This window comes from Rhizobium sp. KDH_Rht_773_N (genome assembly GCF_052946295.1).
Genome location: NZ_CM129525.1, coordinates 3,221,884 through 3,247,354 on the forward strand (window position 1 = coordinate 3,221,884; position 25,471 = coordinate 3,247,354).

At 62.5% G+C, this 25,471-nt stretch carries 32 protein-coding genes; 14 read left to right on the forward strand and 18 right to left on the reverse strand.

All coding sequences use genetic code 11. The features are described 5' to 3' along the window. Positions 1-165: 165 nt before the first annotated feature. From ACU8HS_RS15885 to lgt, 6 genes are all read right to left on the reverse strand, one after another. Positions 166-1,098: a ribose-phosphate pyrophosphokinase gene (locus ACU8HS_RS15885; RefSeq protein WP_112572543.1), complete on the reverse strand. Its 933-nt coding sequence runs from the start codon at positions 1,096-1,098 to the stop codon at positions 166-168. A gap of 105 nt (positions 1,099-1,203) precedes the next feature. Beyond that, on the reverse strand, positions 1,204-2,046 hold the full coding sequence (locus ACU8HS_RS15890; protein ID WP_447014684.1) for a hypothetical protein: 843 nt from the start codon (positions 2,044-2,046) through the stop codon (positions 1,204-1,206). A gap of 103 nt (positions 2,047-2,149) precedes the next feature. Next, positions 2,150-3,301, reverse strand: coding sequence for a M24 family metallopeptidase (locus tag ACU8HS_RS15895; protein ID WP_447014685.1), 1,152 nt, complete (start codon positions 3,299-3,301; stop codon positions 2,150-2,152). A 5-nt stretch (positions 3,302-3,306) separates the two neighbouring features. Then, complete coding sequence (gene pgeF / locus ACU8HS_RS15900) at positions 3,307-4,101, reverse strand: peptidoglycan editing factor PgeF (RefSeq protein ID WP_447014686.1); 795 nt, start codon at positions 4,099-4,101, stop codon at positions 3,307-3,309. A gap of 107 nt (positions 4,102-4,208) precedes the next feature. Beyond that, on the reverse strand, positions 4,209-5,309 hold the full coding sequence (locus ACU8HS_RS15905; protein ID WP_447014687.1) for a class I SAM-dependent methyltransferase: 1,101 nt from the start codon (positions 5,307-5,309) through the stop codon (positions 4,209-4,211). A gap of 19 nt (positions 5,310-5,328) precedes the next feature. After that, entirely contained in the window at positions 5,329-6,177 is an 849-nt protein-coding gene (gene lgt, locus ACU8HS_RS15910) for a prolipoprotein diacylglyceryl transferase (protein ID WP_112572553.1), read from the reverse strand. 193 nt (positions 6,178-6,370) lie between these two features. Here lgt and ACU8HS_RS15915 point away from each other — a divergent pair, with 193 nt between their 5' ends. The 4 genes from ACU8HS_RS15915 to ACU8HS_RS15930 all read left to right on the forward strand — a co-directional run bounded on the left by ACU8HS_RS15915 (position 6,371) and on the right by ACU8HS_RS15930 (position 8,713). After that, positions 6,371-6,631 (forward strand): accessory factor UbiK family protein, encoded by a 261-nt coding sequence (locus tag ACU8HS_RS15915; RefSeq protein ID WP_112572557.1) that lies wholly within the window; start codon positions 6,371-6,373, stop codon positions 6,629-6,631. A 401-nt stretch (positions 6,632-7,032) separates the two neighbouring features. Next, positions 7,033-7,533, forward strand: a complete 501-nt coding sequence (locus ACU8HS_RS15920) for a type III secretion system chaperone family protein (protein ID WP_112572559.1) — start codon at positions 7,033-7,035, stop codon at positions 7,531-7,533. Position 7,534: 1 nt separating this feature from the next. Continuing rightward, positions 7,535-8,362 carry a pyrroline-5-carboxylate reductase gene (gene proC / locus ACU8HS_RS15925; RefSeq protein ID WP_112572561.1) on the forward strand — a complete coding sequence of 276 codons (828 nt, stop codon included), beginning with the start codon at positions 7,535-7,537 and terminating at the stop codon, positions 8,360-8,362. Positions 8,363-8,371: 9 nt separating this feature from the next. Continuing rightward, positions 8,372-8,713, forward strand: coding sequence for a tRNA-binding protein (locus ACU8HS_RS15930; RefSeq protein WP_112572563.1), 342 nt, complete (start codon positions 8,372-8,374; stop codon positions 8,711-8,713). A 45-nt stretch (positions 8,714-8,758) separates the two neighbouring features. Here the strand turns inward: ACU8HS_RS15930 and ACU8HS_RS15935 are convergent, their stop codons facing one another. Further along, a complete protein-coding gene (locus tag ACU8HS_RS15935) occupies positions 8,759-9,328 on the reverse strand; it encodes a DUF1349 domain-containing protein (RefSeq protein ID WP_377311548.1) in 570 nt (189 codons plus the stop codon). A 2-nt stretch (positions 9,329-9,330) separates the two neighbouring features. Continuing rightward, entirely contained in the window at positions 9,331-9,975 is a 645-nt protein-coding gene (locus tag ACU8HS_RS15940) for an MBL fold metallo-hydrolase (protein ID WP_112572568.1), read from the reverse strand. A 278-nt stretch (positions 9,976-10,253) separates the two neighbouring features. Between ACU8HS_RS15940 and ACU8HS_RS15945 the strand changes: the two genes are divergently transcribed. Together ACU8HS_RS15945 and ACU8HS_RS15950 are read left to right on the forward strand one after the other, a co-directional pair. After that, a complete protein-coding gene (locus ACU8HS_RS15945) occupies positions 10,254-10,871 on the forward strand; it encodes a DUF1236 domain-containing protein (RefSeq protein WP_377311549.1) in 618 nt (205 codons plus the stop codon). Positions 10,872-11,061: 190 nt separating this feature from the next. Continuing rightward, complete coding sequence (locus tag ACU8HS_RS15950; RefSeq protein WP_007824354.1) at positions 11,062-11,328, forward strand: hypothetical protein; 267 nt, start codon at positions 11,062-11,064, stop codon at positions 11,326-11,328. Here ACU8HS_RS15950 and ACU8HS_RS15955 read toward each other — a convergent pair. Next, a complete protein-coding gene (locus tag ACU8HS_RS15955) occupies positions 11,309-11,824 on the reverse strand; it encodes a hypothetical protein (protein WP_447014688.1) in 516 nt (171 codons plus the stop codon). The two genes, ACU8HS_RS15950 and ACU8HS_RS15955, sit on opposite strands and share 20 nt — an antisense overlap. Positions 11,825-12,079: 255 nt before the next feature. Between ACU8HS_RS15955 and ACU8HS_RS15960 the strand changes: the two genes are divergently transcribed. The 3 genes from ACU8HS_RS15960 to ACU8HS_RS15970 are packed head-to-tail and all read left to right on the forward strand — an operon-like array spanning position 12,080 to position 14,621. Next, a complete protein-coding gene (locus ACU8HS_RS15960; RefSeq protein ID WP_112572595.1) occupies positions 12,080-12,517 on the forward strand; it encodes a MarR family winged helix-turn-helix transcriptional regulator in 438 nt (145 codons plus the stop codon). Further along, a complete protein-coding gene (locus tag ACU8HS_RS15965) occupies positions 12,518-13,219 on the forward strand; it encodes a response regulator (protein WP_112572572.1) in 702 nt (233 codons plus the stop codon). 25 nt (positions 13,220-13,244) lie between these two features. Beyond that, on the forward strand, positions 13,245-14,621 hold the full coding sequence (locus tag ACU8HS_RS15970; protein WP_112703924.1) for an ATP-binding protein: 1,377 nt from the start codon (positions 13,245-13,247) through the stop codon (positions 14,619-14,621). Here the strand turns inward: ACU8HS_RS15970 and ACU8HS_RS15975 are convergent. After that, positions 14,618-15,031, reverse strand: a complete 414-nt coding sequence (locus ACU8HS_RS15975; protein ID WP_447014689.1) for a winged helix-turn-helix transcriptional regulator — start codon at positions 15,029-15,031, stop codon at positions 14,618-14,620. The genes ACU8HS_RS15970 and ACU8HS_RS15975 overlap by 4 nt on opposite strands. A 65-nt stretch (positions 15,032-15,096) precedes the next feature. Here ACU8HS_RS15975 and ACU8HS_RS15980 point away from each other — a divergent pair, with 65 nt between their 5' ends. Further along, positions 15,097-15,969 carry an oxidoreductase gene (locus tag ACU8HS_RS15980; protein WP_113412166.1) on the forward strand — a complete coding sequence of 291 codons (873 nt, stop codon included), beginning with the start codon at positions 15,097-15,099 and terminating at the stop codon, positions 15,967-15,969. A 70-nt stretch (positions 15,970-16,039) separates the two neighbouring features. Here the strand turns inward: ACU8HS_RS15980 and ACU8HS_RS15985 are convergent, their stop codons facing one another. From ACU8HS_RS15985 to ACU8HS_RS15995, 3 genes are all read right to left on the reverse strand, one after another. Next, complete coding sequence (locus ACU8HS_RS15985; RefSeq protein WP_112572578.1) at positions 16,040-16,480, reverse strand: BA14K family protein; 441 nt, start codon at positions 16,478-16,480, stop codon at positions 16,040-16,042. A 142-nt stretch (positions 16,481-16,622) separates the two neighbouring features. Beyond that, entirely contained in the window at positions 16,623-16,838 is a 216-nt protein-coding gene (locus tag ACU8HS_RS15990; RefSeq protein WP_007824341.1) for a cold-shock protein, read from the reverse strand. Positions 16,839-17,326: 488 nt separating this feature from the next. Next, on the reverse strand, positions 17,327-18,217 hold the full coding sequence (locus tag ACU8HS_RS15995; RefSeq protein ID WP_112756998.1) for a DMT family transporter: 891 nt from the start codon (positions 18,215-18,217) through the stop codon (positions 17,327-17,329). 107 nt (positions 18,218-18,324) lie between these two features. On the opposite strand from ACU8HS_RS15995, the gene ACU8HS_RS16000 reads away from it, so the two are divergent. Next, positions 18,325-18,888, forward strand: coding sequence for a DUF1176 domain-containing protein (locus tag ACU8HS_RS16000; protein ID WP_162703019.1), 564 nt, complete (start codon positions 18,325-18,327; stop codon positions 18,886-18,888). Then, a complete protein-coding gene (locus ACU8HS_RS16005) occupies positions 18,828-19,301 on the forward strand; it encodes a DUF3052 domain-containing protein (RefSeq protein ID WP_447014690.1) in 474 nt (157 codons plus the stop codon). The genes ACU8HS_RS16000 and ACU8HS_RS16005 overlap by 61 nt, the downstream gene beginning before the upstream one ends. Here the strand turns inward: ACU8HS_RS16005 and ACU8HS_RS16010 are convergent. The 3 genes from ACU8HS_RS16010 to ACU8HS_RS16020 all read right to left on the reverse strand — a co-directional run bounded on the left by ACU8HS_RS16010 (position 19,298) and on the right by ACU8HS_RS16020 (position 21,184). Next, complete coding sequence (locus ACU8HS_RS16010) at positions 19,298-20,452, reverse strand: PQQ-dependent sugar dehydrogenase (protein ID WP_113412168.1); 1,155 nt, start codon at positions 20,450-20,452, stop codon at positions 19,298-19,300. The two genes, ACU8HS_RS16005 and ACU8HS_RS16010, sit on opposite strands and share 4 nt — an antisense overlap. Before the next feature lie 110 nt (positions 20,453-20,562). Continuing rightward, positions 20,563-20,895, reverse strand: coding sequence for a sortase (locus tag ACU8HS_RS16015; protein ID WP_112759198.1), 333 nt, complete (start codon positions 20,893-20,895; stop codon positions 20,563-20,565). Further along, positions 20,885-21,184, reverse strand: a complete 300-nt coding sequence (locus tag ACU8HS_RS16020; RefSeq protein ID WP_112572589.1) for a hypothetical protein — start codon at positions 21,182-21,184, stop codon at positions 20,885-20,887. The genes ACU8HS_RS16015 and ACU8HS_RS16020 overlap by 11 nt, the downstream gene beginning before the upstream one ends. Positions 21,185-21,569: 385 nt before the next feature. On the opposite strand from ACU8HS_RS16020, the gene ACU8HS_RS16025 reads away from it, so the two are divergent. Further along, on the forward strand, positions 21,570-22,772 hold the full coding sequence (locus tag ACU8HS_RS16025) for a pyridoxal phosphate-dependent aminotransferase (protein ID WP_112572591.1): 1,203 nt from the start codon (positions 21,570-21,572) through the stop codon (positions 22,770-22,772). A gap of 125 nt (positions 22,773-22,897) precedes the next feature. Here ACU8HS_RS16025 and ACU8HS_RS16030 read toward each other — a convergent pair whose 3' ends face one another. Further along, positions 22,898-23,992, reverse strand: coding sequence for a calcium:proton antiporter (locus tag ACU8HS_RS16030; RefSeq protein ID WP_113412169.1), 1,095 nt, complete (start codon positions 23,990-23,992; stop codon positions 22,898-22,900). 239 nt (positions 23,993-24,231) lie between these two features. Here ACU8HS_RS16030 and ACU8HS_RS16035 point away from each other — a divergent pair, with 239 nt between their 5' ends. Beyond that, entirely contained in the window at positions 24,232-24,513 is a 282-nt protein-coding gene (locus ACU8HS_RS16035) for a DUF2188 domain-containing protein (protein ID WP_112564531.1), read from the forward strand. A 36-nt stretch (positions 24,514-24,549) separates the two neighbouring features. On the opposite strand, the gene ACU8HS_RS16040 is transcribed toward ACU8HS_RS16035, so the two are convergent. Next, on the reverse strand, positions 24,550-25,458 hold the full coding sequence (locus ACU8HS_RS16040) for a LysR family transcriptional regulator (RefSeq protein WP_447014691.1): 909 nt from the start codon (positions 25,456-25,458) through the stop codon (positions 24,550-24,552). Positions 25,459-25,471: the final 13 nt, after the last annotated feature.

The following is a 25,471-nucleotide window of genomic DNA, read 5'->3' on the forward strand; positions in this document are numbered from 1 at the left end:
AGCCGTTTAGACGGCGGGTTGGAACGGGCTATCGTTTTGAACGAAGATGGCGCTGTGACCGTCAATAGCCAACCGCTGGCGGGGCAGCACAGTGCGGATCAGCAACAAACGGCAGCGAACGGCTGCTCAAAAATCAAAAAGCGCCGGTCGAATGCCGGCTCCTTTTTAGTCGAAGAGGCTCGAGACCGATTCTTCCTGGGCCGTGCGGCTGATGGCTTCGCCAATCAGCGGGGCGGTCGTCACGACGCGGATGTTGTGGGCCGAAAGGACGGCCGTGGTCGGCTGGATCGAATCCGTGATGACGAGTTCGCGCAGCTTGGAGGAGGTGACGCGGGTGACGGCGCCGCCGGAGAGAACGCCGTGGGTGATGTAGGCGGTCACGCTGGACGCGCCCTTGGCGAGCATCGCGTCGGCCGCGTTGCAGAGCGTGCCGCCGGAATCGACGATATCGTCGATCAGCAGGCAGTCCTTGCCGGTGACGTCGCCGATGATGTTCATGACTTCGGATTCACCCGGCCGATCGCGACGCTTGTCGACGATGGCCAGAAGACAGTCCAGCCGTTTGGCAAGCGCGCGGGCGCGCACCACGCCGCCGACGTCGGGCGAGACGACCATGACGTTGCTGAGGTCGTAGTGGCTCTTGATGTCGCGCGTCAGAACGGGCAGGGCGAACAGGTTGTCCGTGGGTATGTCGAAGAAGCCCTGAATCTGGCCGGCGTGGAGATCGAGCGTCATGACGCGGTCGGCGCCGGCTTCGGTGATCAGGTTTGCGACCAGCTTGGCGGAGATCGGCGTGCGGCCGGAGGCGCGGCGATCCTGGCGGGCATAGCCGAAATAGGGGAGCACGGCCGTGATGCGGCGGGCCGACGAGCGACGCATGGCGTCGATCATGATCAGCAGTTCCATCAGATGGTCGTTGGCAGGAAAGGAGGTCGGCTGTACGAGAAAGACGTCCTCGCCGCGCACGTTTTCCTGGATTTCGACGAAGATTTCCTGGTCGGCAAACCTTCGGACACTGGCTTTCCCTAAGGGAACATTGAGATAGTTGCAGATCGCTTCGGCGAGTTGCCGGTTCGAATTGCCTGCGAAAACCTTCATCTTGGTCCGCCTGTTATGCGCTGATAGCCGCGCTTTTTAGCCAGCTTCCCGCTGAATGCAAGGGCTAAGGCGTCACATACTTTTATATTTATAAAAAGCTTGTGACTAACCGCCCTGGCTCTGCCGCCAGGATGTGAACTCGCTGATCGTCTTGGAGGCGATCTGCTGCATGACCGAGGCGGGCACGCCAGCCCAGGGATCGGTGGCGGCCGTCGGCACGCTTTCCTGTCCCTGAATGCGGTGCAGCCGGGCGCCGGCATTGTCAAGCACGTCCCAGACATAGACCACGGTGACTTTCCCCGCGTCGCCGAAAGCGGAGAGGTAGCCTTTGAGGATATAGTCGCTGCTGGTATCGTTCGAGCTCTTGATTGCCAGGCCATGCGCGCGGGCTTCCGCGCCAAGCTGGCGCGACAGCGGGGTGACGGCCTGGACCGGCGCGCCGATGATCGGCAGGAACCGCACCGTGTTGCCGCGTGCCGAGGTCGAAGAGGAGACGGAAGGATCAAGGGCCGCCGTCTGCGTCTGCTGCTGCGGCGCCGTCGCCTGTTCGGCGGCGGAGGGCGGGGGCAGGGCCTGGCCTTCGATCGGCCCGGAAGCGGCGGGTGAAGAGCCGTCGCGGGCGATTGCATCGGCCTGAGCCTGCATCGTCGTCGGCGGGGCGCCGGTGCCGGGCCGGTAGGCCTGTGCCGAATAGTTGGGCTGGGTCGGGGAACTCTGTTCGCTAAAGGCCGGCGTATAGCCGTTGCGGCGAGGGGCTGCCGGGAATGTCTGCTGCGGTTCTCCGGCCATGCGTTCGGCTTCGCTCTGCGTGACCGGGGTAGACGAACGATTGACGGAAGAATCGCCGATCTCCATGGGCGGCGTGAGCGTCAACGCGTCGGTCGTGTTGCAGGCAGAAAGCAAGGCAAGGCAGATCAGGAGCGTGGGCGCAGTCGCAACTCGCGTCATCCCTCGGTTCGTCCTTCCCACATTCGCATCAGCCCCGTGCGAATTTATGCGGGTGGGGGGACCCGTCTGTCAATTCCGGATTCTTGCCAGTGATGTCAGCGCCCTAAGCGCCGATGAAGTCCAGGGAGTGCCGCGAAAGCGCGCGCGGGGCTTCACCGGTCGTCAGATAGGTCTGGCCGAGGGTCATGGCCGTGCCCGTGTCGGAATCGGCGATGATCATGTGCACGAAGAGCGACATGCCGGGCTCGATCGGCTGCGGATTGCCGGCATGGAACATCTGGTGCTCCATCCAGGAGGGCGAGAAACGGGCGCCGAGCGAATAGCCGCAGGCATTCAGGCGATGGCGGGCGAGGCCGCGCTCGTCCATGATCCTGGCGTGCATGTCGAAGACGTCGCCGAAAGTGTGGCCGGGCTTCAGCACGGTCTCGATCGCCTGGATCGTTTCCAGGCAGGCATTGTAGAGTTCGCGGTGGCGATGCGTCGGCTCACCGACGACGATCGTGCGCATCATGGCGGCATGATAATGCGCGTAAGCGCCGGCCCATTCGAGCGTCAGCTGGTCGTTGGCGTCAAGCTTGCGGCGGCCGGCCTTGTAGCGGCAGAGCAGGGCGTCCGCGCCCGAGCCGATGATGAACTCGTTGGCCGGATAGTCGCCGCCGCCGGTGAAGATCGCGCCCTGCATGGCGGCGAGGATTTCGGCTTCGTCGGCGCCGGGGCCGGTCAGGCGGATCGCTGCGTCCAGCGCGTCGTCCGCCAGAACGGCGGCACGTTCGACATAGGCGATTTCGGTCGGGCTCTTGACGAGGCGCAGGCGGCTGACGAGGTAGGAGGCGTCGACGAGCTGGCCGAAGGTCGTCAGTTGCGCGTCGAGCAGCCGGGCGACGCGGCCCGTCATGCCATGCGTGTCGTATTCGACGCCGATGCGGGCGCCGAGCAGGTCCATTTCGACGAGCAGGTTCTTGAGGTCCATCGTCGGATCGGCATTGACGCGATCGACCCAGACATGGATATCCTCGATGACCGATGTGTGCCGGGCCTGACGCAGGTCGGCCGAGCGGGTAATCAGCGCCATGGTGCCGTCGGCCTTGACCACCAGGGTCTGGAAGAAGCAATAGCCGAACGTATCGTAGCCGGTCAGCCAGTACATGCTCTCCTGCGCAAAAAGCAGCAGCGCGTCGAGCTTTTCTTCCTTCATCTTGTCGGTCAGGCGGGTCAGCCGGCTTGCGAATTCAGCCCGTTCGAAGTGAAGTGCCATGCTGCTTACGTCTCCCTGATGCTGATCGCCGAAATCTGGCGGCCGTAATCCGGCTCCTTTTTATGTGTGGTCCGGCGATAGGAAAAAAAGCGCTCGCTGTCGGGATAGGTGCAAATGCCGAGACTTTCGGCGCGCACTCCGGCGTCTTTCAGCCGCCGGACGGTCAGTCCCTGCAGGTCGAACATGGCGTGGCCTGCCGACGGCGAGGGGATGAAGTAGCGTTCGTAGGCAGGGTCGTAGGCAAGGAAACGTTCGACGAATTCCGGGCCGACCTCATAGTTCGCCTGGCTGATCGAGGGGCCAAGGCAGGCGACGATATTGTTCCTGTCGGCGCCAAGGGCCACCATGGCGTCGATGGTGTTTTCGAGCACGCCGGTCAGCGCGCCCTTCCAGCCGGCGTGGGCGGCGCCGATGACGCGGTTTTGCGGGTCGGCAAATAGGATCGGGCCGCAATCGGCCGCCAGCACGCCAAGCGCGATGCCGGGGGTTGCCGTGACCATGGCGTCGGCCTGCGGCCTGTCGCCGTTATAGTGCCTGCCGATGGTGACGACATCGGGGGAGTGGACTTGATGGACGGTCGCCAGCCGCTCGACCGGCAGATCGAACCAGGCGGCGACGCGCCGGCGGTTTTCTTCGACATTGCCGCGCTCGTCATGCGAGCCGAGGCCGACATTGAGGCCGCGATAGATGCCTTCGGAGACGCCGCCGGCGCGGGTGAAATAGCCATGGCGGATCGTCCCGCCGGCCGCTTCGTTCAGCAGCGCGCTTTCGATCGGTGCCGGGGAGGCCGCATCTGTCATGTGATATTCCGGGTCTTTTGGAGAGGGATCGACGTCGTCTTCGCCGGTTCTCGCCCGGCGAAGCATTGTCATTTTGCGGCCGATGTTGGCGAGCGTAAGGCTGGCTGTCAATCCACCGGGCGGAACGGCATCAGGTCGATCGGCGGATGGGAGACGGCGAGCACCTTGAAGAGCTCGCCCATGCGGCCTTCGCCCGCACCGGCGAGCCGGTCGACGGCGCTCTGGATGATCTGTTGCGTGCGCGGCTCGCGGTCGCGGCCGAGGGCTGCGGCGCGCTCGAGAATGCCGAGCCCGGTCAGGAAGTCGCCCTGGTGCAATGCGCCGTTGATGTGGACGTCGGCGGAAGCCGCCGTTTCCGCAAGCTGCTGGAAATCGACATGGCTCGTCAGGTCCGCCTCGCCGGGATGGGCGAGCGGCGGATCGAACTCGTGCATGCGCACGGCCTGCAGCGTGTCGCCGAAACCGGTGACGAGATGCCCGTAGTCTATCGTAAGCGCGGTGCCGCTGAAGGCGCGCAGCCTTTCGCAGATGGCGCTCATGACGGCCTGACGCGCGGGCGAAATCTCAAACAGGGTGCCGAGCGGCACGCTTTGAGCGGGCTCCGGCAGCAGCGCCGGATCGATGCCGGCAACGCCGGCCGCAAAGGTCAGTTCGCCGTCTGCGTCCAGGCCGACCATGCGCTCGCGGAATCCGGTCTGCGTGCGCACGAACTGGCGGATCGGGATCGCGTCGAAGAGTTCGTTGGCGACGATCAGCGTGAAGCTGGGCGGGACCTCGTCGAAGCCGCCGTGCCAGCTGATCTTGCCGTCGTACGGTTCGAGCGTCTGGCTCTGGACATCGCGCAGGCGCTCGCTGGTTTCGACGAGATGGACGGTCATGTTGTCGAAGAGCGGCGGTGCGATGCGCGAAATCACCCGCAGCATGTCGGCCATCATCGTGCCGCGGCCAGGGCCGATCTCGATGAGGCGAACGCCGGCGGGCGTCGCGTGGCGCTGCCAGGCGTGGACGACGAAAACGCCGATCATTTCGCCGAAAAGCTGGCTGACCTCAGGCGCGGTGACGAAATCGCCCGAACGGCCGAAGGGCTCGCGGGTGCGGTAGTAACCGTGTTCGGGATCGGCAAGGCAAAGCGAGAAATAGTCGGTGACGCTGATCGGCCCGTTGGCCTGGATGATCGTCTTGATCTTTTCGCCCAAAGCGGTGGTCATTGCGGTCGTCCCGGTCGTTTCAATGCTGCAGGGCAGCTGCCTGGCGGGCGCGGAAGATCGCCCAGAGGCCGAGCAGGATCATCGGGAAGGACAGAACCATGCCCATCGTCAGCCAGCCGGTGCCGAGCAGATAGCCGAGCTGCGCATCCGGCTCGCGGAAGAATTCGACGAAGATGCGCGACAGCGCATAGCCGCAGACGAAGACGCCGGAAATGAGGCCGGGGCTCTTCAGCGCCTTGACGCCGTAGACGAGCGCGGCAAGGACGAGAAGCAGGACGATGCCTTCAAGGCCCGCTTCATAAAGCTGGCTCGGATGGCGTGCGAAGGGGCCGCCGGTCGGGAAGACGACCGCCCAGGGCACATCCGTCAGCCGGCCCCAGAGTTCGCCGTTGATGAAATTGGCGATGCGGCCGAAGAACAGGCCGCAGGGCACGACCGTGGCGACGATATCGAACAGGCTCCAGATCGGGATGCTGTTGCGGCGGGCAAAGAGGATCATGGCGATCGTCGTGCCGGCCAGGCCGCCATGGAAGGACATGCCGCCGTTCCAGATCTGCACGGCGCGGATCGGGTCTTCGATAATGGCGCCGAGATCATAGAAGAGGATATAGCCGATACGGCCGCCAAGAACGATGCCGAGGGCGGCCCAGACGATGAAGTCGTCCAGCTGGGGCCGCGATATGGGCGACGTATCGTTCGGCCAGAGGGTATCGTTTGCGGCGATGCGGCGGGCGTAGGCCCAGCCAAGGAGGATGCCGGCGACATAGGCCAGGCCGTACCAGTGAATCGCCAGCGGGCCGATCGAAAAAGCGATCGGATCGATATTAGGGAAAGGCATTATAGCAAGAAGATCAGCGGCTATCGGCAAGGTTTTCCCACCCGTTGAGATGCGCGGAACATGGCTCCGCGATCTGCGGGGGTCAAGTGCATTGTTCGTCACGGACCCGTGCGCCGGGGCTTATCCCGTGCAAAGCGCTTGCATCCTTAACGGCGAAGCCCTACCTCCATTTTCAGTGGCCGCAAGGCCTTACATTCACGTCGTGCGAAGGGAGAAATACGCCATGACGACCGGAACGAACCGCATCATGGATGAATTCGCCAAGCTGATGACCGATGCTGCGGGTGCTGCCCAGGGCGTGCGCAAGGAGATCGAAACGGCCTTCAACGCCCATGCCGAACGCTGGCTGAACAGCATGGACGTCGTCAAGCGCGAGGAGTTCGAAGCCGTGCGCGAAATGGCCATCAAGGCGCGTGACGAAAACGAGGCGCTGGCCGCCCGCATCGCCGCGCTCGAAGCCAAGCTCGCCGCCAAGGGCAAGTAGCCTCCGTCGAAAGAAGTTGCTGTATAAGGTGCGGCGTGGCCCATATGTTACATGCCGCATCTTCGATAAAAAAATCAGGTGCGATTTTCCACCTGTGGACACTGCCAAAAAAGCCAATGGGCAGAGTCTTTTACCTCCCCCGCTGAATCTGATTCCCTAAGTGCTTTCCACAACCGGCCCGGCCAAATTTCCGTGAGAGGGGCTGGCAGGCCGCGAGGGTCATTATACACTGATTTTAAATGATGATTCGAAGCGAATTGGTAAGCTCCGGGCAGGTTCACTGCGTTAGTCTGGCAGCGGTTCAGCGATCATCCCAGGTGGTGGTTTCCGGTGTTGCGTGTGTCTTGTTTTGTGTTTTTCACGAAGTTGGGCCGCATTCATTCCGGTCAAGAAGGTGCTGCATGAGCCTTATGGAATTGGAAGTCGAACGCCAGTCGAACCCGGTCGACATGATCGAGTACGTGGCGTCCAGCAATGACTGGGCATTCGAGCGGTCCGGCGAAGACGAGATTGCGATGACGGTCGAAGGACGCTGGGCTGACTATCACGTCTCCTTCTCCTGGATGGAGGAATTCGAAGCGCTGCATCTCGGCTGCGCCTTCGACATCAAGGTTCCCGATATCAGGGTCAACGAGGTGGTGAAGCTGCTCTCGGCGATCAACGGACAGGTGCTGATGGGCCATTTCGACCTGTGGCGCCAGGAAGATGTCGTCATCTTCCGCCAGTCGCTGCTGCTGGCCGGGGGCGCCGAGCCGACAAACCGCCAGGTCGAGGTGCTGCTTTCGAGTGCACTCGATACCTGCGAGGCCTATTATCAGGCGTTCCAGTTCGTCGTCTGGTCCGGAATGGAGGCCAGCAAGGCGATGGAAGCCGTTCTTTTCGAAACAGTTGGCGAGGCCTGACATGCCTGCAACCATCTTTTCCGCCGCCAATCCGGTCGTTCTCGTCGGTGCCGGCAATATGGGGGGCGCCATGCTCTCCGGCTGGCTGAAGAGCGGAGTTCCGGGTTCCGCCGTCGTCGTGGTCGATCCCGGCCCGTCGCCGGCGATGATGTCGACCATTGCCGATGCCGGCGCCACACATGTCACGTCCGCTCCGGCCAATCTCAAGGCCGGGGTCCTGTTCCTGGCGGTGAAGCCGCAGGTCATGGAAGCCGTGCTGCCCACGGTCAGGGGTGCCGTCGGGCCGCAGACGGTCGTCGTTTCGGTCGCAGCCGGCAAGACGCTGGCCTTCCTCGAAAAACATCTCGGCGAAGCGGCCATGGTGCGTGCGATGCCGAACACGCCCGCCATGGTCGGGCGCGGCGTGACCGGCGCCTTTGCCAATGCGCGTGTGAGCGCCGAACAGCGCGATGGCGTCAATGCCCTTCTTCGCGTCTCCGGCCCTGTCGAATGGGTGCCTGCCGAAGCCGACATCGATTCCGTGACGGCGCTTTCGGGCAGCGGGCCGGCTTATGTGTTCTATCTCGTCGAGTGTATGGCAGAAGCGGGCCGTAAGCTTGGCCTGCAGGCGGACCTTGCCATGCGTCTTGCGCGGGAAACTGTCGCGGGGGCTGGTGAGCTGCTGCACCAGTCCCCCGACGACGCTCAGCGCCTGCGCCAGAACGTGACCTCGCCGGGCGGAACGACGGCGGCGGCACTTTCCGTATTGATGGCTGAAGACGCCATGCAGCCGCTGTTCGACAAGGCGCTCGCGGCGGCCCGCAAGCGCGCCGAAGAACTCGCCAGCTGAGAGACGATCATGGCTGAAGAGATTACCTTTGCCGATTTCGAGCGCGTCGATATCCGTGTCGGCACCGTCATCGAGGCAAATCCCTTTCCGGAAGCGCGCAAGCCCGCGATCAAGCTCGTGATCGATTTCGGCCCCGAGATCGGCGTCAAGAAATCCTCGGCGCAGATCACGGTCCATTATTCGCCGGAACGGCTCGTCGGACGGCAGGTGCTTGCCGTCGTCAATTTTCCGCCGCGCCAGATCGGACCGTTCCGGTCCGAAGTGCTGACGCTCGGTTTTGCCGACGAGAAGGGCGATATCGTGCTGGCGGCCGTCGAGCGGCCGCTGCCGAACGGCCAGAAGCTGATGTAGGCCGCTCAGGCCGGGCAATCGTCGGCGCGGGCTGCGGGCCTGGCCTCAGTGGATGTCGCGCGAGAGCGGATCGCTCAGCAGGAAATCGTGGAAGACGGCTTCGAAGCCGGCGCGTTGCGGCGAGCAGAACACGGGGCCGACCAGCACCTCTTCAAAAGCGGGATCGAACCAGGCGAGGCGGGCCATGCGCCATTCGTCCATCGTATCCGTGCTGTACTGGATGAAGAGCGCGTCGCCGTTGCGGGTGGCGCGAACCGAAATGGCGTCGAAATCATGGCCGATGCGAAAGGCCGACCAGTCGGAATTGCCGTTGGTGACGACGGTGCTGAAATGCCTGGCGCCATCGGTATATTCGATGCCGCATTTCATCCAGTGTTCCTCATCGGCGCGGATCATCAGGCCGGCCTGGTCGTAGAGCGCTTCATAATTGCCGGAGAAGGTGACTTCGGCGGTGAAGTCGCCCCTGCGGCTTTCGTGCAGGAAATGGCCGTCGTCGCGGTGGAAGCCGTAATAGGTGCCCTGCCAGAAATCGGTCCTGTCACCGGAGCGGACATGGAGCGCGCCGTCGCGCTCTTCAAAGAAGGGCGGCGGGTTCAGCCAGCTCATGTGCCTCATGCTCAGATCTCCCGCAGGAAAGGATTTTCGCGGCGTTCGTCGCCGATGCGGCTGCCCGGTCCGTGGCCGCAGATGAAGCCGACATCGTCGCCGAGCGGCAGGACCTTGTCGCGGATGGAATCGAGAAGCTGGCGATGGTTGCCGCCGGGAAGGTCGGTGCGGCCGATCGAACCGTTGAAGAGCACGTCGCCGAGATGGGCAAATTTCTGGGCGCGGTTGACATAGATGACGTGGCCCGGCGCATGGCCCGGCGTGTGGTAGACCTCGAATTCGTGCGAGCCGAACGAGACTTTGTCACCATCCTTCAGCCAGCGGTCGGGCGTGACGTTCTGCAGGCCCGGCACGCCATATTTCTCGGCCTGGGTTTCGATGCGCTGCAAAAGCGGCAGGTCGTCCTCATGCGGGCCGACGATATCGACACCGAGCTTTTCCTTGAGCTCCTTCGCACCGCCCGCATGATCGAGATGGCCGTGGGTCAGCCAGATTTCCTTGATCTTGAAGCCGTTCTCCTCGATCACGCCTGCAATCACCGACACGTCGCCGCCGGGATCGACCACCACGCCCTCCTTCGTATCGGGATCGAAGAGGATGGTGCAGTTCTGCTGGAAGGGTGTCACCGGAATGATGCCGGCCTGGAGCATGCCCATGAATGCCTCGTTTTTACGTCTTTCGATTGCCTGTCTCTATAGGTGCAAACGCGGCCGAAGGCAGCCGGAATTTTCGGCCGGTTCACGCGCAGACGACAGGCTGAAACAGGAAGTTATCGGCTTCCCGATCGCGGCGTGGCGCTGGCCGTGGAGGGATTTCGTAGCGATTTCAGATGCTTGTCGCCGCCTTCTTTGCGCCATCGTTCAGCCGCGGCTTTTGCGGCGGAACAAGCGCGTGGCCCGTGCGTTGTCAGCCCATCGCAACAGGAGACCTTACAATGACCCTGAAGAGAAACCTTCTGCTGGCCGGTGCCTTTCTGGCTGCGAGTGCAGGCCTTGCTCAGGCGGAGATGGTGGCGACCTCCATCAACGACCTGAACATTCGCTCCGGTCCCGGCCCGCAATATCCTTCCGTCGGCCTTGCCACGCGCGGCTCGACCGCCGTGCTTGACGGCTGCATCGAAGGCAGCCGCTGGTGCCGCGTCGATGTGAACGGCGTGCGCGGCTGGGTCTATGCCGAATATCTGCAGGTCGATCAGGGCGGCTCGCCCGTCATCGTGGAACAGCATCGCGCCGATCTCGGCGTGCCCGTCGTGACCTACGAGACGACCTCCGGCGTTCTGCCGGCAGAGCCGATGCCCGCACCCGACGACGAACTGATCGGCCCGGTCGGATCGGTCGAGGCGATCACGCCGCCGGAAGAGGTCCGCACCTATATCGACAGCACGCCGGGGCAGGCCGTGCAGCTTGGCGGCGACGTGGTGGTCGGTGCCGAAGTGCCCGCCGACGTGACCTTCCAGGAGGTTCCGGATTACGAGTATCGCTATGTCCGCATCAACGACCGGCCGGTGCTGGTCGATCCGGGCACGCGCCGCATCGTCTACGTCTATCAATAAAGCCAGGGGGCAATAAAGCCAGGGCAAAGGCGGCCGTCCGGCCGCCTTTTCCCTTTCCGCGACGATCCGCCGGGCGCTCGCATGGGTTGCCAGAATCCTCTACTTCTCCTCGCAAATATGATAATATACTAACATGCCATCCGGTGATGGCATGAGTCGGCGATCGAAGAGATCGCCAGAGGAGAAAAACATGGAAGCGCTACTTCCGCTCATCACACAACTGGTTGCTGGCGCCGTCGGCGGCAATGTCGCCAGCGCGGCACTGAAACAGCAGGCGATCAATGTCGTTGCGCGCACGATTGCAGGCGCCATCGGCGGCATTGGCGGCGGCATGCTGCTCAGCATGGTTGGCGGGGAAGCGGCAATGACCGGACTGATCGCCGATGGTATCGGCGGGCTGATCGGCGGCGGCATCCTTTCGACGGTTGCCGGCCTGGTCATGGCCAAGGCACGCTGAAGGCCCGGACGCTGGGCGACGAAACGGCCCGGCAGACGCATGTTTCGGGCCGGCATGACTGACGGATGGTTTGATCGGCGGCGATCACCGCGGCCGATGAGATTTCCATCCTTCGTTCGTTTCCCGGCGTTTCGGAGATTGTCGCCGGCGTGAGGCGATACGGACCGGTTTCGGATACGGGAATGAATACCGCGGCCGAACCGGTCAGGAAGCAATGCGGGATCGGCGTGTGAACGGCGCCACCCCCGACAAGACGATATTGGGGCGAAGAGGAGATCGACGCCATTTGCCCCGACACCTGGCCGCGATGATCGAGCATCTTCGCCGCGGTGTATCCCGTAATTTCAGCCGCGTGAACGCGGTTTGCCCGGGAGAAGCGCCCGTCCTCTCGCCGGTGCGTCACAAGGAGCGGCCGCAGGTCAAGCCTTTCGAAAATCGAAGCCAGTCTTGGCGGCCCAGGCGCGGTTGCACCATGTCTGTTGATTGTTGTCCCCATTACGTTCTATCCACTGACGCCAGGGGAAATTGCGCGTGCGTTGGAGATTTGCCGGACGGGCCTTAGTTTCCGGGGAAGGAACGGTCCGTGCGGGCTTGCGCAATGTCCGGGGGAAGCTGACGGCGCATGAGAACAGGTTATTGAAGCCCATAAGTTCCGCGGGGCTTCGCAAGGCTCGCGCCAAGAGAAAGGAAATGCCGGGTGCCACGACAGATGAGCTCGAAAGCAGGCAAGCCTGAGCCGCTGGCCACGCCGATGGAGGATGCCGGGATCATCGATTTCGAGATCATCGAGCTGTTCTTCTTCGCTTATCGAGACTTCGTCTCCGATCCCGACGCCATTCTGGAAAAGAGCGGTTTCGGGCGCGCGCATCACCGCGTCGTGCACTTCGTCAACCGCAATCCCGGCATGACCGTCGCCGACCTGCTCGACACGCTGAAGATCACCAAGCAAAGCCTCGCAAGAGTGCTGAAGCAATTGATCGATTCAGGCTATATTCGGCAGGTGGCCGGCCCGGAGGATCGCCGGCAGCGCAAGCTCTATCCCACCAAATCGGGCAGGGAGCTGGCGCTGGCGCTAGCCGAGCCGCAATCGCGCCGTATTGAACGGGCATTCGAGGGAGCTACCCCTCAGGCGCGAGAGGGCGTAAAGGCATTCCTCCGAGGCATGAGAGACAGACAGAAGGCGGATTGAATGGCGGTGAAAACAGGCATTTCCGATGATGCGGCGCATCTTCTCGTCGTCGACGACGATACGCGTATCCGCGCACTGCTGAACCGCTACCTGACGGAAAACGGCTTTCGCGTGACCGTCGCCTCCGACGGGGCGGAGGCGCAGCGCAAATTGGCAGGGCTCGATTTCGACCTCATCATCATGGACGTGATGATGCCGGGCGAATCCGGTATCGACGTGACGCGCGGGCTGAGAGCCGTGAAAAACGTGCCGATCATCATGCTGACGGCGCTTGCCGAATCCGACAACCGCATCGCCGGTCTCGAGGCCGGGGCCGACGACTATCTCTCCAAGCCTTTCGATCCGCGCGAACTCGTGCTGCGTGTCAACAATATCCTGCGGCGCAACAGCAGCGGCGATACGCCGAAGATCGAGCAGATCATGTTCGGCCCCTACACGTTCTCGCTGACGCGCAAGGAGCTGAAGAAGGCGGCCGAAATAATTCGCCTGACGGATCGCGAGCAGGAAATCATGCTGCTTTTCGCGCGCCGCGCCGGCGATACGATCCCGCGCCACGAGCTGATCGGAGACGATGCCGAGGTCGGCGAGCGTACCATCGACGTGCAGATCAACCGCCTGCGGCGCAAGATCGAGGACGATCCTGCCAACCCGGTCTGGCTGCAGACGGTGCGCGGTATCGGCTACAGGCTGAGCATCGACTGAAACGACAGGTGCGGGACCGGCGCAAATGGTGACATTCGACAGCTTGCGGCGGGAAGACCGCTCTCCTGCACCCGGCTGGCGCTCCCTGGTGCGCTGGCTGCGCCGGCGATTGCCGACCGGCCTTTATACGCGTTCGCTGCTCATCATCATCATTCCGATGGTGCTTCTGCAGTCGGTCGTCGCCGCCGTGTTCATGGAACGTCACTGGCAGATGGTCACGGAGCGTCTGTCGCTCGGCGTGACCCGCGACATCGCCGCCATCATCGAGGTCATCAACACCTATCCGCAGGATGCGGACTATAGCGAAATTACCCGCATTGCCCGCGACCAGCTCAACCTGCAGATTTCGGTCGAGCCGGACGGAGACCTGCCGCCGCCGCGCGTCAAGCCGTTCTTCTCGATCCTCGACGGCATCCTGAGCGACGAAATCACCGACGAGATCCGCCGGCCGTTCTGGATCGATACGGTCGGCAATTCCAATCTCATCGAGATCCGCATCAAGCTCGACAACCGCATCCTGCGGGTGATTACCAAGCGCAGCCAGGCCTATGCGTCGAACACGCATATCTTCATTCTCTGGATGGTCGGCGCATCGCTGGTGCTGATCACAATCTCGATCCTGTTCCTGCGCGGCCAGATCCGGCCGATCCTCAATCTGGCGCGGGCAGCGGAAAATTTCGGCAAGGGGCAGAAGGCCGATAATTTCTATCCGCGCGGCGCCGATGAGGTCCGCCGCGCCGGTCTTGCCTTCATCCTCATGCGCGAGCGCATCGAACGGCAGATCGAACAGCGCACGGCGATGCTCTCGGGCGTCAGCCACGACCTCAGAACCATCCTCACACGCTTCAAACTGCAGCTGGCGCTCGCCGGCGACAATCCCGACCTTGCCGGACTCAACGAGGACGTCAACGACATGCAGACCATGCTGGAGGCCTATATGGCCTTCGCCAAGGGCGAGGTGGAGGAAGATGTCGGCGAGCTGAAGCTCAGCGAGGTCTTCGAAAAGCTCGAAGGCGATTTCGAGCTGCATGGCAAGGTGCTGACCTATTCCATCGACGGCGAGGACGATATCTCGGTGCGGCCGAACGCCTTCTTGCGCCTTGTGACCAACCTTGCCTCGAATGCAAGACGCTACGCCGACACGCTGCATATCGAGGCCAAGCATGGCGCCAAGTGGCTGACCATCGTCTTCGACGACAATGGTCCCGGCATCCCGGAAAAATACCGGGAGGATGTGTTCAAGCCGTTCTTCCGGCTGGACAGCGCCCGCAACCTCGATGCGTCGGGCACCGGCCTCGGGCTGGCGATCGTCAGGGACATCGCGCGCAGCCATGGCGGCAATATCACGCTTGGCGACAGCCCGCTCGGCGGGCTGAGGGCGACGGTGCGTATTCCGGCTTAGGCCCTGGTCGCCGGTTTGGCGGCGTCGAATTCATCGAGATGGACGACGATCCAGCGCCAGAGCGAGACGACCTGCGTCAGCAGTTCGCGGCCGAGCGGCGTCAACTCGTATTCGACGCGCGGCGGCACCTGCGGATAGAGCGTGCGGATGACGAGGCCGTCGTTTTCAAGCGTGCGCAAGGTCTGGGTCAGCACCTTCTGGCTGATATCTTCCACCCGCTCCAGCACTCTTGAAAAGCGCAGAGGCCCGTTTGCTTCCGAAAGCACGTGCAGGATACGCAACGGCCATTTTGCGGCAGCGCGCTCCAGCATCTGGCGGGCGCGGGCATCCTGCTCGTCGTTCAGGTCGCGGCAAAAATCGAATATGTCGTTGCTCATTACAGTTACTTCCAGGTGCGTATAGATCTCCAAGGTACCTTCTTTCTAAAGGAAACAATAGATCCTAAATGGATCGGGAACCGAAAAGGAGGTTTCCCATGTCGAAGGTTTGGTTGATTACAGGAAGTTCGCGCGGCCTCGGGCGGGCGCTCGCCAATGCCGTGCTCGAAGCCGGCGACAAGCTGGTTGCGACGGCGCGCGATCCCGGCCAGCTTGCCGATCTTGTCGAGAGGTTCGGATCGCAGGTTCTGGCGCTGCCGCTCGACGTGACGGACGAGGCTGCGGCGGGAGCGGCAGTCAAGGCCGCAGTCGATACGTTCGGCCGGCTCGACGTGCTGGTCAACAATGCCGGCTACGGCAATGTCGGCCCGATCGAGGATACGAGCCTTGCGGAATTCCGGGCGCAGATCGAAACCAATCTTTTCGGCACGATCATCATGACCAAGGCGGCGATCCCGGTCATGCGCGGGCAGGGGGCAGGCCACATCATCCAGTTCTCCTCCGTCGGCGGCAGGATCGGGCCTGTCGGCCGCGCGCCCTATGCGGCGGCGAAATGGGGCGTCGAGGGCTTTTCCGAAGTGCTCGCCAAGGAGGTCGGGCCGCTCGGCATCAAGGTGAGCGTCATCGAGCCCGGCGGCTTCCGCACCGATTTCGCCGGTTCCTCGACGACAATCTATGAAGGCCGCCCGGAATATGCCGAAACGGTCGGCGCCATGGCGCAGTACCAGCGCAATTACAATGGGCGTCAGCCCGGCGATCCCGCCAGGGCCGCCGCCGTCGTGCTCCACATTGCTTCGCTCGACGCGCCGCCGCTGCGACTGCTGCTCGGCAGCGATGCGGTTGCCGCGGTGGAAAGGGCGGATGCGGCGCGAATCGAGGCCGACCGCACGTGGCGCGTCGTCAGCCAGTCGACCGATTTCGAGGAGGGCGGCAGAGCCGGCCCCATGCCCTGGGAGAAGAAGGCCGGCTGAGCCCGGTCGCCGCACATGAAAAAGCGCCGCTCGAGGGCGGCGCTTGGTGCTTCAGCAATTTATGAGACTGTCAGCTCGCGACGCAGAAGTGCTCGCGGCCGTCATTGCCGACATAGGTGCCGCTCCGCGGATCGAAGGTGCGATAGCGGTAGGAGCAATAACGGTGCCATTGCGGGCTCCAGGGCTCCATGGCGCCGACCGGGCGGCCATAGACAGGCTCGGAATAGACCGGGCGCGCACGATAGACCGGCGGGGGAGCGTATTCGGGCTCATAAACCGGCGGGTCGATGTAGCGGCGCTCTTCGTAGACAGGGCCGTTATTGGCATTGGCGATGGCAGAGCCGACGATCAGGCCGGTGGCAAGGCCGACTGCACCGCCGACCAGCGCGTCGTTGCCGTGGTCATGGCCGTGGCGCCAGTGGCGGTCACGTGCGGACGCTTCGCCGATGGCCGAGAGAGTGAGGGCAGCGGCGGTTGCCGTCAGAAGGATAGTCTTTGCAAGCCTGTTCATCGCGTAAAATCCCAGTACCGGGAACCGGGAGCGGTCCCTTTCATGGTTTGGAAGCTAGTGGCGTCATGCTGAATGAAGACTGAACGACAAAACCCGGCATGGCTGCCGGGCTTCAACTCGAATTCCACGCCTACGCGAGTCTTCAGCCTGAAATCTGCAGATTGACGGCCTTCGGGCCTTTGCCGCGGCGATCCGGCTCCGTGTCGAAGCTTACTTTCTGGTTTTCCGTCAGACCGGCCAGGCCGGAAGCCTGAACGGCGGAAATGTGAACGAAGATATCGGCGCCACCCTTATCCGGCTTGATAAAGCCGAAGCCCTTGTCGGTATTGAAGAATTTTACAGTGCCAGTCTCGGCCATGCCTCAGGTCCTTTTGTCTCCGCCCGCCATCCACACGGGCAGCATTACGCTATTGTCTTCTTGCGAAGACGCTGGCAGGCAGATCTTGAAATGTGAGAAAAAGGTCCCCTCTACCTCCGCCGGCTCCAGACAGGACTTAACGCCTGCTGATTTTTGGAACCGGCTGACCGGAATATTAGCGTTTCCGGCTCGCAAATTCTTAAGGACTTCCCATGCTCGCAAAATGCCCGAACGCGCGAAGAGTGCTGCGTTTGACGGATTTTGGCAAGCAAAAGTTTTTTAACGTGTTGCTAAGAACACACTCGCAAATATGGCCCGTTTTCGCAAAAACGCAAAAAATCCTTCGTCGGGAGCAAATGATTAACGTTTTATATCGTCTGCAATATAAGTTCCGGGCAGATTTTACCAAAAATGCAACGATAGCGCGTCTTGCCGAGCCCCAAAAAAAATTTCAGATAAGGCTGAATACCCCACAAATGGACGCGTGTTCAGGCCATTTGTGAGCGGCGGCGGGTCATTTCAGGCACGAGCTCGACTACAAGCATAGCGATAAACATAAGCGCGCAACCGGCATAGCCGAGAGGCGACATGCTCTCTCCCAGAAGAAGCGCGGCGAGTGTTGCGCCGAACAGCGCTTCGGCGGAGAGGAAAATCGCCGCCTGCGACGGGGTGGTGTAGCGCTGGGCGACGACCTGCAGCACGAAGGCGACGCCCGAGGAGAAGATGCCGACATAAAGGATTTGGGGTGCCGCCGCGCGGATATCCTCCAGGCTGATCGGTTCGACAACGGCGGCAACGAGGAGCCCGCAGACTGCCGTAAGCGCAAACTGGGCGGTGGAAAGGGCAAGCGGCCGGCCGGTTTCGCCGACCGTCGTTCCGGCGAGCGTGATCTGGACGGACCAGAAGACGGCGCAGACGACCGTCAGCAGGTCGCCGATCGTCAGGGCCGAAAGCTGGCCGCCCGACAGCATGTAAATGCCGGACACCGCCATGATGGCGCCCGGCCAGATGATCCAATGCGGCGAGCGGCGCAGGAAAAAGACGGCAATCAGCGGGACGAAGATCACGTAAAGGCCGGTGATGAAGCTGGAATTGGTGACAGTCGTCGTCTGCAGGCCGAGCTGCTGTGTCGATGCGCCGCCGAACAGCGCAAGGCCGATCAGCAGGTAGAGGCCGAGATGCCGGCGGCTGGTGGCGATTTTCGCCTTGCGGGCTTCGAGGAGGGTAAAGGGCAGGGTGGCGAGCGCGGCGATGGCGAAGCGCAGGCCGATGAACCAGAAGGGGCCGATCGCCTTCATCGCCGTCGACTGGGCGACGAAGCCGCCGCCCCAGATGGCGGCGGCAAGCAACAGAAGGAGGTTCGCCTGGATGCGCGTCATTTCCGCCTCGATGTCAGGAAAGCACCTGGGAGTTATGCTGAGCGGGTTAGCAGTTGCATTTCTTTTCGGCAAGGACGAGGTTTTCGCAAATGGTTCGGAGCATGTGGATGAGAGAACGATTGATTGCGGCCGGGGCGGCCGCGGTATTGACAGGGCTCGGGTGCGGATCGGCCGAGGCTTCCCCAACCGTCCGGCCGATTACACGCTTTGCCGATCTGCCCGAGGTCGTGCGGGCGGATGTCGAGCCCGAGAATGGCGGCTGCCACATCGAAGAGCGGCGACTGGCCTATGGCGACGCTTTCGAAGTGGCCGACGAGACCGGGATGAGATTGATCGTCGTGCCTTGCGGCGAGACCGGCGCCTACAACATGCCCTTTGCGATCTATGGCGGTCGCGGCGACCGGATTTCCCGAACGGTCTTCCCCTTGAAGTTTTCGGAGACGACCGGCGATACGGCCTTCAATATCCGTTATGACGCGACGCAGCGGCTCTTTACCTCCTTCGTGAAGGGGCGCGGCATGGGCGATTGCGGCAGTTACTATGCCTGGCATATTGCCGAGCCCGGCAGTGCGGATCTGCTCGTGCTCGAGGAAGTGCGCATCAAGGAAGAATGCGACGCCAAAGCCGACGGCGGCCCGGCAACATGGCCGCTCGCATGGAAGCGTCAATGACGGCGGGCTATTCCGGAACGCCGCTTACACGGAAGCTCGGGCTCAAACCGGGGCAGGCTGCCCTGCTCGTCAATGTTCCCGATGGGCTGGGGGAGATCGGCGGGTTTGCGGGTTTCGTTTCGGTCGCGCGTGCCTTGCCGGCAGTTCCTCAGCGAGACTTCGACTACATCCACGTTTTCGAAACGCAGCGTGCGGCGCTCGAGGCGATGGCGGGCCGGCTGTTTCAAGCCGTCAGGCCGGGCGGCATGGTCTGGATATCCTGGCCGAAGAAGAGTTCGAAGGTAACCAGCAGCCTCACGGAGGATGCGTTGCGCGAAATCCTCTTGCCGACCGGCCTCGTCGACGTGAAGGTCTGTGCTATCGACGACATATGGTCGGGGCTGAAATTCGTGATCCGCAAGGAAAGGCTCTAGCCGGCCCGGTTGGCGGCGCGGGAGACCCGAAGCAATTCGCCGTCATTCTCGTCCGTCACCATCAGCAAGGCGCCATCGGGAGCGACAATCACATCGCGGATACGGCCATAATCGCCTTCGAACATGCGCTCCTCGGCGGTGAAGGCCCCGCTTGAATCCCGCTGCATGCGGGACAGCAGCTGGAACTTCAGCGCGGCGACGATGAAATTGCCGTCCCATTCCGGAAACATCTTGCCGCGATAGACGACGAGAGCGCCCGGCGCGATCGACGGATCCCAATAGTGCAGGGGCTGTTCCAATCCCTCCTTGGCCGTTCCCTCGCCGATCTTGGCGCCGGAATAGTCGCGGCCGTAGGTGATGACAGGCCAGCCGTAATTCTTGCCGGCCTCGGGATTGTTGATCTCGTCACCACCCTTTGCGCCGTGCTCGACCGTGTAGAGCTTGCCGTCGGCGCTGTCGAAAGTGATGCCCTGCGGGTTGCGATGGCCCTTGGACCAGATTTCCGGCAGGGCCTTGCTGCTGTCCTTGAAGGGATTGTCGGCGGGTATGCTGCCGTCGGCGTTGACGTGGACGATGGAACCGGCATCGTCCTTCCAGTCCTGCGAGCGGTCGCGATTGCCGCGATCGCCGACGCTGATGAACAGCGAACCGTCGGGGGCGATCGCGATGCGCGATCCGTACTGGATGTTGCCGCGGGTAAAGCGCTGCATGGTGAAGATGGGCGTGACGTTGTCGAGGCTCTTCTCGTCCGGGGAGAGCGTGGCGCTGAAAGCCTCGGTGCCGGAGCCCCGGTCGCTGGCGATTGCGGCGGTCAGGTAAAGCTTGCGGCTGGTGGCGAAATCCGGGGCCAGGGCGACATCCATCAGGCCGCCCTGGCCGCGGGCGCTGACTTCCGGCACGCCTTCGATCAGATCGGAAACCTTGCCGTCGCGGACGATGCGCAGCCGCCCCGGCCGCTCCGTGACGATATAGGCGCCGTCGGGCAGGACCTCGACCGCCCAGGGATGCTCCAGTCCTTCGGCGAGCTTTTCGACGCGAACCGAAACTTCCTGCGTCCTGACGATATCGCCGGTCTGGGCGAGGGCCGGACCTGCAATAATAGCGGCGCCTGCGAACAGCGCGGTGAAACGGAAAGTCGAAACGGCGTCCATCACAATCCCCCATCGTCGATTCGAGGATAAGGTGGCGCGGGCGATGAAGCGCTTCAACCGCCATTGGCGGTCCATAACGGTTTTGTGTTCCGGGGTTGAACGGGAGCCGGTCAGTCGATCACGCGGGGAGGGACGCGGATATCGAAATCGGCATATTGCAGCTGCGCGCTCATTGTCCGCTGGGTGATCAAGCCCGTGCGCTTCGCCTCGGCTTTCAGGAAAAGTCCGCAGCCGATCAGCGCCATGCCGTAGAAGGCGAGGCACACGATAGCGACGGCGACCAGTTTCTCGACGATCGAAAGCCCGGGCAGACGCGGCCTCGGCGCTGCAGGCGGCGCGTCATGGGCCGCCGCCGCGGCCATTGCAAGCTCCATATAGGTCGGCAGCGGCTCGAAAGCGTCCGCTTCCTCGATCCTGCCGGCACGCCGGGGCTTAACGGCCATCGCGCTTGCCTCCCGGAAGGACGAGGCCCTTGACGCGGCGCAGCCAGATGGCGAGACCGTTTGCGGCGACGAAGGCGGCAAAAAGCACGGTCACGCCGTCAGTAATCTTCTGATCCGCATAGGAAGACTGGAAAGAGCCGGAGGCCATGGCCGGCCCGGCCTCGGCGACCGAAAAGAGGCCGAAGGTTGCAACGGCGCAGCATGCGAACGCAATGACCGCCACCATCAGCGACAGGGAAACCCGGCTTGTGCGCAGCCGCCCCGCCGCGCGCTCGTCTTCCAGAAACATGGCATGCCCTCAATAACCAATGTCGGATGATGCAAGAATACCGTTTCGATCTCGGCGCTCTCACGACCGAATTGCGGCACGCCACGGCATTTGTTGCGGCTTATTCGTGGCAAATGGTAAACAGGCGATAACCTTGATTTTAAGGAATAAAACGGGGCCGACTTCAGAAAGTGATTCAAGTTTGCGTGAGGCCGGATCGGCGCCGTTTTGCGCCGGGCAGAGGTCCGGTCCAAGATTCCGGGCGCGGCTGCGGCAATCGATCAATAAGAATCATCGCCGCCATCACGCCTTTGCGCTTGAAATGATGTCACACATTGGACATAGAGCTTAGCGCAGAACTCCGGTCCCGGCCTTCTGCCCGTTTCAACCTTGTAGGACCGATATCATGGCCTTCCTTGCCGATGCCCTTTCCCGCGTGAAGCCTTCAGCCACCATCGCCGTCGCTCAGAAAGCGCGCGAGCTGAAAGCCAAAGGACGCGATGTCATCGGCCTTGGCGCCGGCGAGCCGGATTTCGATACGCCCGACAATATCAAGGAAGCGGCAATCGACGCGATCCGCCGCGGCGAAACGAAGTACACGCCGATCTCCGGCATTCCGGAGCTGCGCAAGGCGATCGCCGCCAAGTTCAAGCGCGAGAACAATCTCGACTATACCTGGGAGCAGACGATCGTCGGCACCGGCGGCAAGCACATTCTCTTCAACGCCTTCATGGCGACGCTGAATGCCGGCGACGAGGTAATCATCCCGACGCCTTACTGGGTTTCCTATCCCGAGATCGTCGCTCTTTGCGGCGGCACGCCTGTCTTCGTCGCGACGACGCAGGAGAACAACTTCAAGCTCCAGGCGGCCGATCTCGAAAAGGCGATCACGCCGAAGACCAAGTGGTTCATGTTCAACTCGCCGTCCAACCCGTCGGGCGCTGCCTATACGCACGACGAGCTGAAGGCGCTGACCGACGTGCTCGTCAGGCATCCGCATGTCTGGGTGCTGACGGACGACATGTACGAGCACCTGACCTATGGCGACTTCAAGTTCGCCACTCCGGTCGAGGTCGAGCCGGCGCTCTATGACCGCACGCTGACGATGAACGGCGTCTCCAAGGCTTATGCCATGACCGGCTGGCGTATCGGCTATGCGGCCGGCCCGATCCAGCTCATCAAGGCGATGGACATGATCCAGGGCCAGCAGACTTCGGGCACGACCTCGATTGCCCAGTGGGCCGCCGTCGAGGCGCTCAACGGTCCGCAGGACTTCATCCCCCGGAACAAGAAGATCTTCGAAGGCCGTCGCGATCTCGTCGTGTCCATGCTGAACCAGGCCAAGGGCATTTCCTGCCCGGTTCCGGAAGGCGCCTTCTACGTCTATCCGTCGTGCAAGGGCCTGATCGGCAAGACGGCTCCGTCGGGCAAGGTCATCGAGAACGACGAGGATTTCGTCACCGAGCTCCTGGAATCGGAAGGTGTTGCCGTCGTTCACGGCTCGGCCTTCGGTCTCGGGCCGAACTTCCGCATTTCCTATGCGACCTCGGAAGAGCTGCTTGAAGAAGCGTGCCGCCGCATCCAGCGCTTCTGCGCCGCCTGCAAGTAACCGGCAACATCGGCTTCATTGGAAAAGCCCGCCAGAGATGGCGGGCTTTTTGTTTGCCCTGAGTTTCTGATTTAACGCGCTGCGACGATGAATCAGCTTGTCGCGTCAAGTCACTGATTTCAGATTCAAAGTCCGATCGCCGTCAGCATGATGAAGGTGGCGAAGAGGATGAAGTGGGTCATGCCCTCGATGGCGTTCGTTTCGCCGTCGTTGAGGTTGATGGCCGCGGCAATCAGCGTGACCATGACCATCACCGTCTGGACCGGCGACATGGCCATGATGAAGGGCTGGCCGGTATAAAGCGCGATACCCTCCATGACCGGCACGGTGAGGATGACCGTCGAAAGGGAGGCGCCCATGGCGATGTTGACGGTTGCCTGCATGCGGTTGCGCAGCGCTGCCCTCAGGGCCGTCAGAATTTCCGGAGCCGCGGAGATGGCGGCGACCACGATGGCGGTTACGGCCACGGGAGCGCCGGTGCCGCGCAGGCCCTCGCTCATGAAGCCCGACATGAACTCGGCAAGCGCGCCGATGATGACCACGCCGATGAGGATGATGGTGATGGAGGCCGCGACCGATCCTTCTTCGTGATGTTCGTCCGGATGTTCCTTCTGCCGTTCCGAGCGCGGATAGCTGTAGGAGAAGAAGTAGCTGTGCTGGCCGACCTGCATGCGCAGGAAGAGGCCGTAAAGGGCGATCATGGCGATGATGGTGAAGCCGGAATAATAGTGCCATTTGTCGTCGGGCACGAATTCGGGAACGATCATCGAAATGCCCATGGCAGTCAGGATCATCACGCCGTAGGTCTTGCCGGAATTGTCGTTATAGGGCTGCTCGCCATGTTTCAGGCCGCCGAGCAGGGCTGCGAGGCCGAGAATGCCGTTGATGTCGAGCATGAGCGCCGAATAGATCGTGTCGCGCACGAGCGTCGGCGACGTTTCCTCGCCGCTCATCATGATGCCGAGAATGATGACTTCCACGGCGACGGCCGAGAGTGTCAGGATCATCGTGCCATAGGGATCGCCGACCTTGACGGCGAGCAGTTCCGCATGGTGGGCGACGCGCATGGAGGCGAGCACGATGGTGACGATCAGGGCAGCGGCGGCGGCAAGCGCGATCACCTGCCCGGCCTCCATGACGGCATGTTCCATGAGATAGGCGACGACTGCCACGACGACCGCCACGACCAGGAACTTTTCTTCCTTAAGATGCAATGCCATTTCCACCACCAGCGCCGATTTCGATTCCCCCGGGGACTGTAAGCCGGTGATTTTTCTACGCAAGAAGACTCGTCACGGATGAAATTTGCAGTCTGTGACGATTAATGAAATACTGCTTTTCATACGGCAGCCGGAACCCAGATCGCGGCGTCCTCGAAATCTTCTCAAGCGGCCCGCGCTGAACCGGACATGATCCGGGAGCCCACGGATGCGCAACGAGAAGAAGAGGAGAGACATGCATGGTCAAGGTGGTCTACGAAGTCGTACCGCATGACGGCGGCTGGGCCTACAAGCTGGGAGACGTCTATTCCGAGGCATTTCCGAGCCACTCCGAGGCGCTCGAAGCGGCCCGTATCGTTGCGGCAGAGCAGCAGGTGGGCGGCGATTCCGCCGAGATCAGCTGGCAGGATGCTCAGGGCAAGTGGCACGAGGAATATGCCGAGGGCGGGGATCGTCCCGAGACCGAGGTCGTGGACGTCTTTGCCAAGAGCCGTTCGCCCGAGGTTTCCCCCGAGCCCTGATTTGCGGCCGGCACCTCATCGTCGTTCAGCGCGTCGTCAGACGCGCGTTTCCCTGCATGACCTGATATAGTTCAGCAGCCCCTTGACCAGTGCGTCGAAGGCGACGCGGCAGCGCGGCGATGTCTTGAGGCTCTCGTGCATGACCACCCACGTCCCGAGAGGGATTTCGAATTCATCTGCCAGAATATGGACGAGATCGGGGTTCGGGCGGGCAAGTCCCGTCTGGCAGACGCCGATGCCTATTCCGGCGCGGATAGCGGTGTAGTGGGCCAGATGGCTGCTGGTGCGGAAGGCATAGGCGAGCTGCTCGGCCACCGGGTAGAGCTTCAGCATCATGCGGATATAGGCCGTCTGCCGGTCGAAGCCGATGAGGCGATGGCCGGCAAGCTCGGCCATGGTTTGCGGCGTGCCGTGCCGTTCCAGATAGCGGCGATGGGCATGGAAGCCCAGCGGGATATCGCCGATGCGCCGCACCAGCAGCGCGTCCTGCCGCGGTTCGGCCATGCGCACGGCAATATCCGCCTCCCGGTTCATGAGGTCTTCCAGCGCATCGGATGCCGACAGTTCCACCTGAAGGCCGGGATAGGCTTCCTGCAGATCGGCGATGATCGGCGGCAGGACCTCGATGCCGATCACTTCGCTGGCGCTGATGCGTACGGTGCCTTCCACCTTGCCGCGCTGGCTGGATGCTGTGCGCAGGAGCGCGGCCGCCGTCGTTGCCAGCGTTTCGGCGTAGGGCCGCAGGTCGAGCGCCATGTCGGTCGGCAACAGGCCGTTTGACGAGCGGATGAAAAGTTCCGCGCCGACAGCTTCCTCCAGCGCATCGATGTGGCGGCCGATCGTCGGCTGCGTCAGGCCGAGTTCGCGGGCGGCGGCCGAGAGCGACCCGTGGCGCAGCACAGTGAGGAAAGAGCGGTAGAAATCCCAGCTTGGCTCGGAGGTCATGTATTTATGTATA